Raw genomic sequence first — 15227 nt, forward strand, 5'->3', positions numbered from 1 at the left:
GGGGAGTTAAAGCTGAGGTCGTGTCCGAATGTCAGACCTGACACCGGGTGCTGTTCTGATCGACCAAGCCGGAGCCATGCCGCACCGGCACAGTCGATCTTGCGCTTACTTCTTGCGCACCACCACGCAGCCGATCGAGTACCCCGCGCCGAACGAGCAAATCACGCCGTGCGAGCCGCTCGGCATATCGTCCTGGTACTTGTGGAAGGCGATGATCGAACCGGCCGACGAGGTATTGGCGTACGTGTCCAGAATGACCGGCGCTTCCTGCGGTTCCGCATCGCGCCCGAGCAGCATGCGGGTGATCAGCAGGTTCATGTTCAGGTTCGCCTGGTGCAGCCAGTAGCGCGACACCTGCGCCACTTCCAGCCCCGCGTTGATCACCGTCTCGCGGATCATCTCGGCCGCCATCGGACACACTTCCTTGAATACCTTGCGGCCCTGCTGGTGGAACAGCTTGTCCGGCTTGCCCACGCCCGTTTCGTCGAAACGGTTCATGAAGCCGAAGTTGTTGCGGATGTTGTTCGAGAATTTGGTCTTGAGCTTCGACTCCAGGATCTCGAACTGGTGATGGCTGGTCGCCGTGTCGGCCGCTTCGATCACGATCGCGGTGCAGGCGTCGCCGAAAATGAAGTGGCTGTCGCGGTCGCGGAAGTTCAAATGGCCGCTGGTGATTTCGGGATTGAGCACCAGCACCGCGCGCGCCTGCCCGCTTTGCACCGCCGCCATCGCCGTCTGGATGCCGAAGGTGGCCGAGGAACAGGCCACGTTCATGTCGAAGCCGAAGCCGTCGATGCCCAGCGCTTCCTGCACCTCGACCGCCATGGCCGGATAGGCGCGCTGCATGTTGCTGCAGGCGACCAGCACCATGTCGATGTCGGCCGCCGTGCGTCCGGCCCGGTCCAGCGCCTGCCGCGCCGCCGCCACGCAGATCTCGGCCTGCAGCGAGATCTCTTCGTCGGCGCGTTCGGGAATGCGCGCCGTCATGCGCGCCGGATCGAGAATGCCGGCCTTTTCCATCACATAGCGCGATTTGATGCCCGAGGCTTTTTCGATAAAGGCCGCGCTCGAGCCTTCGATGGCCGTCAGCTCGCCCGCCGCGATCGCATCGGCGTGCTCGGCGTTGTACAGTTCGGCGTAGGCGTTGAAGGCGACAACCAGCTCTTCATTGGAGATCGAATGGGGCGGCGTAAACAGGCCCGTGCCGCTGATGACGACTTGTTTCATGGTGGAGCTTTCAAATAGGGTAAGCCGGGCATGACCCGGCACGTGCCGACGATTCTACACAATGACATTCGTGGTGGCGAGAAAAGCGGGTGCTGTCAGTACGTATTATTGCAGGTTGACAATGCCGATTTCGTACTTGATAATGAAAATCATTCTCAATAGACTGGTCCAGCGGCCCCGTTTCAACGCGCCGGACCGTCGTTTGTGCAGCCTCGCCAGCGCTCTCCGCGGACTTTCCCTTGACGACATTGCCAGCCCCGCCGGGCAGGTGTGGATCTTCCCCATGCAGCGCGCATGGCTGCATGCCTCCACCGTAAAGGAACCGCCCGTGACATCACCGATCTCCCTGCCGCCGCAACGCCGCCCCCTTTCTGCCGCCGTGATGCTGGCGCTCGCCGCCCTGGCGGCACCGATGGCGCAGGCGCAGCCGGACGACGCGCTGACAGGCGACCCGGCCATGCAGGCGGTGGTGGTATCGGCCTCGCGCTCGAACATCGAGGCGGACAAGGCGCCGCAGACGGTGGTCATCATCCGCAAGGAAGAGATCGAGCGCCAGATGGCCATTTCCAGCAATTCGTCCGACCTCCTGAGCAGCGTGCTGCCGTCCTACACGCCCAGCCGCGGCAAGATGAACGGTTCCGGCGAGACCCTGCGCGGCCGCGCGCCGCTGATCCTGGTCGACGGCGTGCCGCAATCGAACCCGATGCGCCCGACCGGGCGCGAAGCCCACACCATCGACTATGCGATGGTCGACCGGATCGAAGTGATCCAGGGCGCCAACGCCGTCAATGGCCTGGGCGCGACCGGCGGCACCATCAACATCATCACCCGGCGTCCGGAAAAGGGCTCCTTCAACCAGCACGTCGATGTCCAGGCCAGCACGCCGACATCAGGCCTTGGCAGCGACGTGACGAGCTACAAGACCACCTGGCGCGTTTCCGGCCGCGGCGACAAACTGGAGTACCTGTTCTCGGCCGGTTACGAAGACCAGGGCCTGTACCGCGACGGTAAGGGCCGCGCCGTCGGCACCGACAATACCCAGGGCGACCTGATGGACTCGCGCACTTACGACATGCTGGCCAAACTCGGTTACTGGATCGACGACAAGCAGCGCGTACAACTGTCGGTGAACCGCTTTCGCATCAAGTCCGAAGCCAATTACCTGGTGCTGGCGGGCGACCGCAAGACTGGCCTGCCGAGCGTCTCGGTCGAGGGCAAGCCGCCCGGCACGGCGCCGTGGAACGATGTCTGGACCTCCAGCCTGGCCTACAGCCACGCCGACCTGGCGGGCATGGAACTGTCGGCGATGGTGTTCAACCAGGAGTTCGAGGGCCTGTTCGGGGCCGATAATTCGGCCACCTTCCAGGATGCGCTGATCGCCCCGGTCGGCACCCTGTACGACCAGTCGCGCTCCGTGGCGTCCAAGTACGGCAGCAAGGTCAGTCTCGGCAAATCCGACCTGCTGGGCGGGCGCATGAAGCTCACGGGCGGCTTCGACACCCTGTTCGACACGGGCAAGCAAGACCTGTACGGCACCGGGCGCACCTATGTGCCGGAATCGGATTACCGCAACCTGTCGCTGTTCGTCCAGGGCGAATACAAGCTGCTCGACCAGCTCACCCTGCACGCCGGCGTACGCAGGGAAAAGGCGGACCTGAACATCGACAGCTACCGCACCCTGGCGCAGTACAAGCGGGTGGCGGTCGAAGGCGGCAAGCTCAAATTCAACGAGACCCTGCTCAACGCGGGCCTGGTGTACAAGCCGGTGCAGGAGGTCAGCGTGTTCACCAGCTACTCCGAAGGCTTTGGCATGCCCGACATCGGCCGCGTGCTGCGCTCGATCAATACGCCCGGCCAGAACGTGGCCGACATGCGGGACCTGCAACCGATTCTGACCAAGAGCGTGGAACTGGGCACCCGCATCCGCAAGGGCGACTGGGATATCGACGCCAGCATCTTCCGTTCGGATTCCGACTTCGGCACGCGCGTCATTCCCGTTAACGGCGCTTTCATGATGGCGCGCGAGAAGACCCGTATCGAAGGCGTGGAAGCCGCGGCCGGCTACCGCATCTCGGCCGCGCACCGCGCCAAGCTGGCCTATGCCTACACCAAGGGCCGTTACGACAGCGACGAAAACGGCGCGCTGGACGCGCGCCTCGATGGCCTGAACGTGGCTCCGAACCGGCTGATCGCCACCTGGTCGGCCACTTGGGGCGGCAAGCTCACATCGTTCGTCCAGGCGCAGCACGCGTTCCACCAGGAGTTCGACGATCCGGCCAAGGAGTTCAGCGGCTACACCCTGGTCGACGCCACCCTCAACTACAAGCTGCCCAAGGGCGAAGTGCGGCTGGCGGTTGCCAACCTGCTGGACCGCGATTACATCACCTACTACTCGCAAAGCGCGCTGGTCGAGCCGAAGCGCTATTTTGCCGGACGCGGAAGAGTACTCACGCTCGGCTACGCGCTGAACTTCTGACATGAGCGCGGCCAAGGCGTCCAGCGGCCTGCGTACGGGCTTGCGCATCACCGGCGCGGTGTTCGGCGGCTATGCCGTCACCGCGCTGGCGGTGACCACGGCGGCCGCGCTGCTGGCACGCTCGGGGCTGGCGCGTTCCGAAGCGGTGGCGCTGGCCGCCATGACGGGCTTTATCGTGTACCTGGCGCTGCTGCTGTGGGCGTTCAGCGTGCATAGCGTGGCGCGCCTGTGGGTCGTTCTGGCGCTGGCCATGGCGGCCATGGGCGCCGTCCTGTACCTGCTGGCCTAGGAGCGCGCATGGAACGCACTTTTACCAAGTCGATGGCCTGGCTGCACACCTGGGCTGGGGTGAGCATCGGCAGCCTGCTGTTCGCGATTTTCTGGATGGGCACCCTGAGCGTGTTCGACCTCGAGATCGACCGCTGGATGATGCCGCAGACGCGCCTGGCGAGCGCCGCGCAGCCGCTCTCGCTGGACCGCATCGCCACGGCGGTCGCGCCGCAGGTGCCGGCCGGCGCCGCCCAGTGGCGGGTCGACCTGCCGAGCGCGCGCGAACCGGTGCTGACCTTGTCGCACCGCGACGGCAAGGGTCAGGCCACCAGCCGCCTGCTCGATCCGACCACCCATGCCTTCATTCCGGAGCAGGGCACCGAGGCCGGTTCGGGCTTCATCTTCCCCTTCCATTACAGCCTGCACCTGAAGTGGATGGACCTGGGCAAATGGCTGGTGGGCGTGGCCGCAATGAGCATGCTGGTGTTGCTGGTGTCGGGCGTGGTGATCCACAAAAAGATCTTCGCGCAGTTCTTCACCTTCCGCCCGCGCAAGCGCCTGCAGCGCAGCGCGCTCGACCTGCACAACCTGACCGGCGTGCTGGCGCTGCCGTTTCACTTCATGATTACCCTGTCAGGGCTGATCATCTTCATCACCATCTATTTTCCGGCGGCGCACCAGGCGGTGTACGGCAGCGGCGAAAAGGCCAAGGCCGCATTCAGCGCCGACGCCTACGGCCGCTTCAAGCGCGCCAAGGCCAACGCGCCCGGCACACTGGGCTCGCTCGACACCATGCAGGCGCGCGCCGAAGCCGAGTGGCGCGGCGGGCGGCCGTACTTCGTGCGCGTGTTCCATCCGGGCGACGCCAACAGCTATGTGGAGCTGCGCCGCTCCTACGCCGGCGAGATCACCATGAACCTGGACCAGATCTATTTCGACGCGGCCAGCGGCGCGCTGCTGCACCGCTTCGAGGCCAAGCCGGTGATGACGGTGCAGCGCTTCATGTCGGGCATCCACTTCATCCGCTTCGACCACTGGACCCTGCGCTGGCTGTACTTTGCGGCGGGCCTGTGCGGCTGCGTGCTGATCGCCACCGGCTTCCTGTTCTGGATCGAAGGGCGGCGCGCCAGCCATGCGAAAAAGGGACTGGCCGGAGTGCGCGTGGTGCAAGGGCTGGCCATCGGCAGCGTCAGCGGGATCATGCTGGCGACGCTGGCGTTCCTGATCGCCAACCGCGTGCTGCCGCTGGACGCGGCCCTGGCCGGCGTGGCGCGCGCGCAGCTGGAGATGTGGGCCTTCTGGCTGGCCTGGCTGGCCGCCTTCGCGCATGCCTGGCTGCGCCCGGCCAAAGCGTGGAGCGAGCAGGCATGGGCCATCGCCGCGCTGGCGCTGCTGGCGGTGCTGTTGAACTGGAGCGGTACTGGCGACCATCCGCTGCGCGCGCTGGGCACGGGGCTGTACGCCGTGGCGGGCATGGATGCGGTGCTGCTGGCCGCAGCCGTCGTCGCGGTGATGGCGGCGCGCCGCAGCGCAGGGCGCAACAATGGCTGATGGCGTCATGAGCGTGGCGGCGTTTGCCGCGATCTGGCTCTCGTTCGGCGTGCTGGCGCTGATGCAGGAGGCGCATTGGACGGCCGTGACGGGACAAGCCGATGGGCCGCCGCCGCCGTTGCCACTTTCTCTGCGCCGCTGGCGCCTGTGCGCAGGGGCCGGGCTGGCGCTCGGCTGCGCGCTGTGCATCGCCGTCCATGGCGCCGGATTCGGCACCTTGCTGGCGCTGCTGCTGCTGGGCGCCGGCGCCATCTCGGTGGCATTCACGCTGGCGTGGAAGCCGCACTGGCTGCGCGGCCTCGCCGCTATTTTTTGAGTTTGGCGGGGGCCGGCGGCGCCTGCACCAGCGCGGGCTCGTCGCCCTTGGCCGGCTTGGCCAGCCGCACCGGCAAGCCTTTCAGGTGATTGATGGCCTGGGCCAGCTGGAAGTCGTCGGCGCTGCCGTATTCGAGCGGTTTGCGTTTGCGCTCGGCCGCCAGCAGGCGGCGCTGGGCCTCGATCTGCTCGCGCGTCATGGCCGCGCTTTCCTTGTCGCGGTCGTTCGAGAGGTGTTTTTCCAGGTCGGCCTCGCGCATGCGAAAGCCGTTCATCCCGTCGCCGTCGGCGTTTTCGTCCACCAGGAAGTCGGGAATGATGCCGCGCGCCTGGATCGAGCGCCCGGCCGGGGTGTAGTAGCGCGCCGTGGTCAGCTTGACGGCGGTGTCGCTGCCGAGCGGCTTGATGGTCTGCACCGAGCCCTTGCCGAAGGTGCGGCTGCCCAGGATGATTGCGCGCTTGTAGTCCTGCAGCGCGCCGGCCACGATTTCGGAGGCCGAGGCCGAGCCGGTGTTGACCAGCACCACCATCGGCACCGTCTTGAGCGCGGCCGGCAATCGGGCCAGCACGTCGCCGTCGCCCTGCAAGGTGTAGAACTCGGGTTTGCCCAGGTAGCTCTGGCGCGAGTTGGCCAGCTGGCCGCGGGTCGAGACGATTTCGGCGCCCTTGGGCAAAAACGCGGCGGAGACGCCGATCGCGCCCTGCAGCAGGCCGCCCGGATCGTTGCGCAGGTCCAGCACCAGGCCCTTGATGCCCGGATCCTGCTGATACAGCGCGGCGAGGCGGGCCGCCATGTCGTCCACGGTCGGCTCCTGGAATTGCGAAATGCGCAACCAGGCGTAGCCCGGCTCGACCATCCTGGCCTTGACGCTTTTCTGGATGATTTCCTGGCGCATGATCGTCATCACCAGCGGCAGCGCCACATCCTTGCGTTGCAGGGTCAAGGTGACCTTGGTCATCGGCTCGCCGCGCATCTTCTTGATGGCCTCGTCGATGCCCAGGTTCTGGATCGCCTCGTTGTTAATGCGCGTGATCAGGTCGCCTGCCTTGATGCCGGCGCGCCAGGCCGGCGAATCCTCGATCGGGGCCACGATCTTGATGTAGCCTTCTTCGCTCTGGGCGATTTCGATACCCAGGCCGACAAACTTGCCCTGGGTGCCTTCGCGCAGGTCGCGGTAGGCTTTCTTGTCGAGGTAAGCCGAATGGGGATCGAGCGACGCCACCATGCCCGCAATGGCCTCGGTCAGCAGTTTTTTGTCGGCAACGGGTTCGACATAATCGGTTTTGATCAGATCGTAGGCCTCGGACAGCTGGCGCAACTCCTCGAGCGGCATGCCTTGCTCGACCGGCTTTTGCGCGAGTGCCGAAAACTGCATGGAAATAGCCACGCCGGCGATGGCGCCCAGGCTGACCAGCCCGGAATTTTTGAGGGTAGAGCCCATGATGTCACCTACGATGCAAGGAAAAGGCGCCATCTCACCTGATGAGTTGGCACTGATCCAGTATAACCCCCAACCCCGGTGTCAGGGCTGGCACCGGCGGGGTTGTGTATCGAAAAGTAAAAAAACCGGGGCCGGCGGTGCGCTCCGGGAGGCAGGGGCTAGAATGCGGTCATCGCGAGCCCCATGACGCGCCCAGCAGTTGCCGTCCAGCCAGCCTGATCCACCATTCAATCCTCGATGAGCAAACTGATTCCCTTCGCCTGCGCCGCCCTGATCGCCAGTAGCGCCTGTTCCGTCCATGCGCAGCAGACGCCCGCCGTGCCCGCCGATGCGCCAACCGCGCCTGGCGTCACAGGCAAGCCGCCGGCCCCGGCCAGGCCCGCCCCGGGCGTGACGGCGGTCACCATCAACGGCAGCCGCGCCGACGATACCGAGTCGCGCCGCCTCTCCACCGCCGCCAAGATGGTGTTCGGGCGCGAGGAACTCGACCGCAACGGCGACAGCAGCGTCGGCGAAATCCTCAAGCGCTTGCCCGGCGTGACCATGGGCGGCCCGCCGGGACGCGGCGGCGGCGGGGTGCGCATGCGCGGCCTGGGCAACGGCTACACGCAGATGCTGGTCAACGGCGAGCGTCCGCCAGCCGGGTTTTCGCTCGAATCGCTCTCGCCCGACCAGGTCGAACGCATCGAAGTCATGCGCGGCCCGGTGGCCGAGCACAGTACCCAGGCCATCGCCGGCACCATCAACGTGGTCCTGCGCGAGGGTTATCAGCAGAAAGATATGCAGATCAAGTTGTCCGACAGTATCGAGGACGGCCGCCATGGCCCGACCGTGTCGCTCACCATGCCCGGCAAGGCGGGCGCGCTGACCTGGCTGATGAGCGGTTCGGCCGGCACCAGCCGCCAGGCCGACGAGAGCGCCACCACCTACCAGGACGCCGATCCGGCCGGTCTCTTGCTGAAAGACCAGCAAGTCGACGCCCACAGCAGCCGCAGTGCGCGCTCGCTGCACCTGACGCCGCGCCTGTCGTATAAATTCGACAATGGCGACACGCTCAATGTCCAGCCGTTCTTGATGCACAACCGCAGCGAAGGCAACAGCGACAGCCTGCTGACCCAGCGCATCGGTCCGCCGCAACGCGAGTACGCGCTGGCGCTGGCCGACTCCAGCTCGTCGATGACGATGCTGCGCGGCTTCGGCAACTGGCTGCACCGGATGGAGGCCGGCGCCAAGCTCGACGTCAAGTTCGGCTTCGGCGCCGGCCGCAGCGAAAGCACCTCGCTGCGCAAGCAGTACGCCGACAATGGCTTGCTGAAAGATTACTTCAACGATGTCGACACGTCGCGCAACCGCAGCCTCAACAGCGGCGGCAAGTACAGCACGCCGCTGGCCAAGGGCCACCTGCTGGCGGCCGGCTGGGACATCGAAGGCGGCCACCGCGAGCAGAGCACGGTGGCGCTGGTCAACGGCCGCGCCCAGTTCGCCGAATCGGGATTGAGCATGACGGCCGATACGCGCCGCGTGGCCGGCTACGTGCAGGACGAGTGGGACATCACCCCGCAATGGTCGGCTTACGTGGGCCTGCGCTGGGAAGGCATGCGCACCAGCGCCACCAACCAGGGGCGCGACGTGCGCAACAACAGCAGCGTGTGGAGCCCGGTGCTGCACAGCGTCTGGCGCATCCCCGGCTTTGAAAAGGACCAGATCCGCGCCAGCCTGACGCAGAGCTACCGCGCACCCCAGCTGAACGACCTGATCGCCGTGCCGACCTACTCGCAACTCAACAGCGCGACCCGTCCCGACCGCACCGGCAACCCGAACCTGAAACCGGAACTGGCGCAGGGCATCGACCTGGCCTACGAGCATTACCTCGGCAAGGGCGGCATTGTCAGCGCCAGCGGTTTTATCCGCAAGATCGACAACCTGATGCGGCGCGAACTGACCCTGCGCGACACCCCGGACGGCCCGCGCTGGCTGTCGAGCCCGTCTAACATCGGCAGCGCGCGCACCAGCGGCATCGAACTGGAAGCGAAGTTCCAGCTGGCCGACCTGGTGACGGGCGCCCCCAACATCGACCTGCGCTCGAACTACAGCCGCTTCTGGTCGAGCGTGGATGGCATTCGCGGGCCCGACAACCGGCTCGACCAGCAAGCCAGACAGACCGCCAACGCCGGCCTCGACTGGCGCCTGAAAGATGTGCCGATGACGCTCGGCGGCAGCGTCAACTGGACCCCGGCGATCCTGGTGCGCACCAGCGCCGACGAAGTGGCCACCACGGGCGTCAAACGACAGTTCGACATCTACGGCTTGTGGAAGTTCAGCCCCGCTACCCAATTGCGCATCTCGGCCAACAATCTGATGAACGACGACTACCTGCTTGGTCGCACCGTGACCAAGGGCGGCATCGCGCAATTGTCGGACTCGGCCAGCCGCACGTACACCAGCTGGACCGTGCGCCTTGAAATGAAGTTATAGTATTCGGCTGCGGCCACAAGCCCTCTCCCTCTTTTACCTGCCCCATAAGGACACCCACCCGTGAAACGTTATCTCCTGAGCACCCTGACCCTGAGCCTGGCGGCCGCTTTTGCCCACGCCGCCGAACCGGTAAAACCCGTCGGCCCGATTTCGGGCATCGATGTGCAATACATCGACAGCAGCGTGCGCCCGCAGGACGATTTCTTCAATTACCTGAACGGCGTGTGGCTGAAAAAGACCGACATCCCGGCCGACAAGTCGAGCTGGGGCACCTTCGCCCAGTTGCGCGACGATACCTTGCCGCAGCTGCGCACCCTGATCGAAGCGTCGCAGGCCGAAAAGAACAAGAAAGCCGGCAGCGAAGCCCAGAAAATCGGCGACCTGTACACCAGCTACATGAACGAAGCCAAGCTGGAAAAGCTCGGCTACAAGCCGCTGGCCGGCGAATTGCAGCGCATCCGCGCATTGCGTGAAAAGAAAGCCATCCCGGCCCTGATCGCGCACCTGTCGCAAATCGGCGTGAGCGCGCCGTACGGCATCTACGTGGGCCAGGACAGCCGCGCATCGACGCGCTACGCCACCTACATCAGCCAGAGCGGCCTGGGCTTGCCGGACCGCGATTACTACCTGAAAAAAGACGACGCCAAGCTGTCCGACGTGCGCGCCAAGTACGAGCGCCACATCGAGAAAACCCTGGGCATGGCCGGCCATAAAGATGCTGCCGGCGCCGCCAAGGGCATTCTGGCGCTGGAAACCGCGCTGGCCGAAGTGCAGTGGAGCAAGGTCGACCTGCGCGACCCGGTCAAGCGCTACAACAAGGTCGAGATCGCCAAGCTGGGCGAACTGACCCCGGGCTACGACTGGAAGAACGCGCTGGGCGCGGCCAACGTGGCGGGCAAGGTCGACTACGTGATCGTCGGCCAGCCGAGCTACCTCGCCGGCTTCAACCAGGTGCTGGAAAAGACCGACCTGGCGACCTGGAAATCGTATTTCGAATGGCATCTGCTGAGCAGCTATTCCGAATACCTGTCGAAAGAGTTCGTCGACGCCGATTTCGCCTTCTTTGAAACCGTGCTCAAGGGCGTGCCGGAAAACGAGCCGCGCTGGAAAACCGGCGTCGCCACCGTCAACACGGTGCTGGGCGAAGCGGTCGGCAAGGAATACGTGAGCAAGCATTTCCCGGCCGAGCGCAAGGCGCGCATGGAAGAGCTGGTGCAAAACCTGCTGGTGGCCTACAAGCAGAGCATCGACACGCTCGACTGGATGGGTCCGGAAACCAGGAAGGAAGCCCAGGCCAAGCTGGCCAAGTTCCGCCCGAAGATCGGTTACCCGAGCAAATGGCGCGACTACTCGGCGCTGACGGTCAAGCAGGATGACCTGGTCGGCAACATGATGCGCGCGCGCCAGTTTGCCTACAACCGCAGCATCAACAAGCTGGGCAAACCGATCGACCGCGAAGAGTGGGGCATGACGCCGCAGACAGTGAACGCTTACTACAGCTCGACGATGAATGAAATCGTGTTCCCGGCGTCCATCCTGCAGCCGCCGTTCTTCGATATGCGCGCCGACGACGCGGTCAACTACGGCGCCATCGGCGCCGTGATCGGCCACGAGATCAGCCACGGCTTCGACGACAAGGGCAGCCAGTCCGACGGCGACGGCAACCTGCGCGAATGGTGGACCAAGGAAGACCGCGCCAAGTTCCAGGCCAAGGCCGACATGCTGGTCAAGCAGTACAGCGCGTACAGCCCGCTCAAGGGCTACAACGTCAATGGCGAGCTGACCCTGGGCGAGAACATCGGCGACAACTCGGGCGTGGCGATCGCGTACAAGGCCTACAAGCTGTCGCTGGGCGGCAAACCAGCGCCGGTAATCGACGGCCTGACGGGCGACCAGCGTTTCTTCATGGGCTTCGGGCAGGTATGGCGCATGAAGATGCGCGAAGCCCAGCAGATCGTGCAGGTCAAGACCGATCCGCACTCGCCGGGCCAGTTCCGCGCCAACGGCACCATGATGAACCAGCCGGCCTTCTATGAAGCCTTCGGCGTGAAGGAAGGCGACAAGATGTACCTGGCGCCGAAAGACCGGGTCACGATCTGGTAATCAACTGAGATAGACGACAAGGGCCACGCGAGTGGCCCTTTTTACGCCCTCCCTGCGGATCCGCGGACGAAAAAAAACCGCCCTGGACGGACGGTTTCTGCTGGGTGCAGGACGCTTACTTGACTGCGGCAACCATGAAATCGACCGCTGCCTTGACTTCATCATCCGATGCCGACGAACCACCTTTTGGCGGCATCATGCCAGCCTTGCCGGTGTAGCCCTTGATTGCGTGTTCGTACAGCACGGGTGCGCCCTGGGCGATGCGTGCGGTCCAGGCGGCCTTGTCGCCAACCTTCGGTGCACCGGCGATACCGGCGCCGTGACAAGCGATACATGCGCTGTTGTAGACGGTCTTGCCTGCATCGGCGGCCAGCTTCGGCGCTTCGGCCGGTGCTGCTGCCGCTGGGGCTGCAACAGGTGCCGGTGCGGCTGCTTCGGCTGGCGCCGGCGCTGCATCCGGTTTGGCCGCTGCTGGTGCGGGAACAGCTGGTTCCTTGAACTTGGCGCCGCTCTGGTTGGCCATGTGCACGACTGCGCGCGCTACTTCGACATCATCCAGATCAGGATTGCCGCCGCGGGCAGGCATTGCGCGGATACCTTCGATCGCGTGCTTGACCAGGGTATCGTAGCCTTGGGCAATACGGGCACCCCATGCGCCGGCATCGCCCATCTTCGGTGCACCAGCGGCGCCAGCGGTGTGGCAGGCTGCGCAGTTAGCCGTGTACACGGCGTCGCCAGCGAGGAACACCTTCGGTGCGTTGGCATCCTTGAGCGTGAAGCCTTCGTCGGCCAGCGGACGCAGGCGCGCGGCGACCGCTTCGGCTTTCTGGCTCTCGGTGCCGGCACCAGTGGTTTTCGTCGTCGTCACGAACGTCACGAGCAGAATGATGCCGATGACAGTGACCAGGAAGAAACCGGCAACCGCAGCGGCGAGCTGCTTGGGTGTCCGGATCGCGGATTCGTGTTCGTTGTGTGCGTCGCTCATGATGTCCTTAGTACAATATTCAAAAAGCTGCCGGCCGGTCGTGTTCGCATGTTGATCTTGCAAATACTCGCCAAACCCGCGATTATAGACTCAAAGCACCTCTTATGGAACGCAAATTCCCCGTAACGCGACACTTTCCATGGACGCGGGATGAGAAAAAACGGTATCCTTCGCTTCACGTTCGATTTTCCTCAGCGCGGCTGTAGCTCAGTGGATAGAGTATTGGCCTCCGAAGCCAAGGGTCGTGGGTTCGATCCCCGCCAGCCGCACCAGTTTTTTCAGTAAATTCAATGAGTTATGTTGTGCGATGTGATGCATTGTGATGCATTGTGTTGCGTTATTTGGCACACTCACTGTGCCAAATTTGTGCCACTGTCGTGCAGTGTTTCCGTTCCCCCAAAACAGATGGCACAGCGGGGTTTCCTTCCTGTTGTAATTCAGAACGCTATAGGGGAGTCACGGTCAAATTTTTCGAGCGTTGTTTCTTGTTCTGACCTAATCTGTGCCAGCACGCCCAGTTGAGCTTCAAACTTCTCAATCTGCTTTACCCACGCCTCGTGCTCGCCGTCAAACTTGTGATTTTTGAAACGTAGCAATTCCAGCTTTTTCTCAAAGTATGGATTTGCCTTGTCCCTGGCATAGATGGAGTCGTGCTCCCGCGTGGGGTCAAGGTGACCGTGTAGCTCGTCTTCAATGCCAGTTGCAAGCCAGAACGCGCATTCTGGCCACGCGATTGCTAACGCTTCAATCATGTCCGGGTTTGGCCGTTGGCGGTTGTAGTAGAAGCTCTTCCAGTTCTCAGCTGGAATCAATGTCAGCTCTTCAAGCTGAGCAAATTTCCCCCGTTTATCTGTGCGTGCATCAATCAGCGATCGAAGTCGATCCGCGATTCTTCTAGGCGCCTCATCCATTTTTTGTCCTTTTCATGATCGTATGGGTGAATTGTACTCAAACAGTATGAATGTCTCACTATTTCGTTGACCGTGCACAATGTTAGTGATAATGTTTGCTTGTTGAGTGTGCATTACATACGATTTTGATTGATATACACATGATTGAACATTTCGAGCGGTTGGGTGACGATGCTCTGTTGTCCGTAGAGCAATTAGCGCATCTCATACATAAGTCGCCAGCGAGCGTTCGCAGCGATGCTTCTCGAAATATCGACGCGCTACCTCCAGTGTGTCGGCTACCTGGTAGCAAGCGGCTGCTCTGGCGGCGTGAAGATGTATCCGCTTGGATCGCGAGTTTTGTTCAGGTCGCACCATCAGTCCAGCGGCCAGTTGTGCCTGTTCCTGACGTCCCGAAAAAACGCGGTCGTCCGCGTAAGGTTGCGTGATGGGGCTGGTGAAAATTGTGCCGCTACACAAGCGCAAGCTAGTGGACAACGGCTCATTGCAGCGGCCGACTTGGGTTCGAGATTCGGCCCCTGTGCTTACCTTTCCGCTGTCCAATTCTTCAAAACGCGTTGCTGCCGTGATCACGTACAAGCTTGTTTGTGCCGCAGGGGTTCTTGTGCAGGGATGCGCCGCGGATTTGTTGGTATGCGTCCTTGCTGCAACAGAAGCGAAGATTGAGTGGACGCGTCGTCTCCCAGGCAGCTCTTTTCGAATCCACATTTTCTACCCAAATCGTCAGCGCGTTCCCGTTGCTGACATCTCCGCTGTTTTGAGGGCACTCGACAACAAGGATGTCCGGGCTGCTGCCGCTCGCCGTCGCGCCGCTGGGGCCTCAAACACGCCTGCCCGCAGAGAAGCGAGGACAGCCGTGTTTGAGGCTCCAGTTGGCCGGGGTTTGGCAGTGTCCGTTGACGTTGATTTTTGTCAGGCGGGCGTGGTAGCACCGCCTGACAGTCCCGATTTAGGGATTCCACTGTGCGGGTCCGCTAAGTCCTTGGGTGATTCCGCCTAATGGCTTACGACACCGTCAAATTGCGATCCCCGGCATTGAGTCCGGCTGTGATCGAGCAAGCCAAGAGCATGTCCCTGCGACGCTCTGGAGTGGAAATGGCGACTGGGGAAGAGAAGTACGTCCTGTTTGCCGGTGAGCTGTTGGGATCATGGGACTCAAGGATCTCTGTAATTCCCAAGGACGAGCATTACGTCATCGACAAAAACGGTCGTCCAGTAAAAGAGAAGTGCGAGCCGTTTTTGGAGATCGAGGCTTCCGTACACAAGATATTTTGTGGACACAACGTGTATGGGGGGCCGACTGACTTTAGGCAAGTGTGCCGCGACTTCGTTGCGTTGGTTGAAGGTAAGCGCGATTTCTACCGCACCTTGACGTTGCCCTAATCGACGGGCAAGCGGCTGTTAAACAGCAGTAAAGTTGAACGGCAACAGATCGGCAATGTCGGCACCGGCCTGGCGCTGCGGCAGTTCTG

Annotated in this window: 10 protein-coding genes, 1 tRNA gene and 1 pseudogene; 8 read left to right on the plus strand and 4 right to left on the minus strand. The window is 63.1% G+C overall.

Annotated features, from left to right (window positions below):
- Positions 1-105: 105 nt before the first annotated feature.
- The gene (locus F2P45_RS14310) at positions 106-1227 is read right to left on the minus strand and encodes a beta-ketoacyl-ACP synthase III (protein WP_166876028.1); all 1122 of its coding nucleotides are present in this window, start codon (positions 1225-1227) and stop codon (positions 106-108) included.
- Between the two features lie 328 nt (positions 1228-1555).
- On the opposite strand from F2P45_RS14310, the gene F2P45_RS14315 reads away from it, so the two are divergent.
- Genes F2P45_RS14315 through F2P45_RS14330 form a run of 4 tightly spaced genes read left to right on the plus strand, consistent with a single transcriptional unit; the run spans position 1556 to position 5840 of the window.
- A complete protein-coding gene (locus F2P45_RS14315; protein ID WP_370663251.1) occupies positions 1556-3703 on the plus strand; it encodes a TonB-dependent receptor in 2148 nt (715 codons plus the stop codon).
- A gap of 1 nt (position 3704) precedes the next feature.
- A complete protein-coding gene (locus F2P45_RS14320; protein WP_166876031.1) occupies positions 3705-3992 on the plus strand; it encodes a hypothetical protein in 288 nt (95 codons plus the stop codon).
- Positions 3993-4000: 8 nt separating this feature from the next.
- Entirely contained in the window at positions 4001-5524 is a 1524-nt protein-coding gene (locus tag F2P45_RS14325; protein WP_166876034.1) for a PepSY-associated TM helix domain-containing protein, read from the plus strand.
- The gene (locus F2P45_RS14330) at positions 5517-5840 is read left to right on the plus strand and encodes a DUF3325 family protein (protein ID WP_166876037.1); all 324 of its coding nucleotides are present in this window, start codon (positions 5517-5519) and stop codon (positions 5838-5840) included. Before F2P45_RS14325 ends, F2P45_RS14330 begins: the two co-directional genes overlap by 8 nt.
- Here F2P45_RS14330 and F2P45_RS14335 read toward each other — a convergent pair.
- Positions 5830-7281, minus strand: a complete 1452-nt coding sequence (locus tag F2P45_RS14335) for a S41 family peptidase (RefSeq protein ID WP_166876040.1) — start codon at positions 7279-7281, stop codon at positions 5830-5832. The two genes, F2P45_RS14330 and F2P45_RS14335, sit on opposite strands and share 11 nt — an antisense overlap.
- Before the next feature lie 237 nt (positions 7282-7518).
- Here F2P45_RS14335 and F2P45_RS14340 point away from each other — a divergent pair, with 237 nt between their 5' ends.
- Both F2P45_RS14340 and F2P45_RS14345 read left to right on the plus strand, forming a co-directional pair.
- The gene (locus tag F2P45_RS14340) at positions 7519-9756 is read left to right on the plus strand and encodes a TonB-dependent receptor plug domain-containing protein (protein ID WP_166876043.1); all 2238 of its coding nucleotides are present in this window, start codon (positions 7519-7521) and stop codon (positions 9754-9756) included.
- A 60-nt stretch (positions 9757-9816) separates the two neighbouring features.
- Positions 9817-11859: a M13 family metallopeptidase gene (locus F2P45_RS14345; RefSeq protein WP_166876046.1), complete on the plus strand. Its 2043-nt coding sequence runs from the start codon at positions 9817-9819 to the stop codon at positions 11857-11859.
- 115 nt (positions 11860-11974) lie between these two features.
- Here F2P45_RS14345 and F2P45_RS14350 read toward each other — a convergent pair whose 3' ends face one another.
- Positions 11975-12844: a c-type cytochrome gene (locus F2P45_RS14350; protein WP_166876048.1), complete on the minus strand. Its 870-nt coding sequence runs from the start codon at positions 12842-12844 to the stop codon at positions 11975-11977.
- Between the two features lie 196 nt (positions 12845-13040).
- Here F2P45_RS14350 and F2P45_RS14355 point away from each other — a divergent pair.
- A tRNA-Arg gene (locus F2P45_RS14355) sits at positions 13041-13116 on the plus strand.
- A gap of 165 nt (positions 13117-13281) precedes the next feature.
- Here F2P45_RS14355 and F2P45_RS14360 read toward each other — a convergent pair.
- On the minus strand, positions 13282-13755 hold the full coding sequence (locus F2P45_RS14360) for a hypothetical protein (protein ID WP_166876051.1): 474 nt from the start codon (positions 13753-13755) through the stop codon (positions 13282-13284).
- A gap of 999 nt (positions 13756-14754) precedes the next feature.
- On the opposite strand from F2P45_RS14360, the pseudogene F2P45_RS14365 reads away from it, so the two are divergent.
- A pseudogene (locus F2P45_RS14365) lies at positions 14755-15099 on the plus strand (phage/plasmid replication protein, II/X family); the annotation flags it as partial.
- Positions 15100-15227 lie beyond the last annotated feature (128 nt).

This window comes from Massilia mucilaginosa (genome assembly GCF_011682145.1).
GTDB lineage: Bacteria > Pseudomonadota > Gammaproteobacteria > Burkholderiales > Burkholderiaceae_D > Telluria_A > Telluria_A mucilaginosa.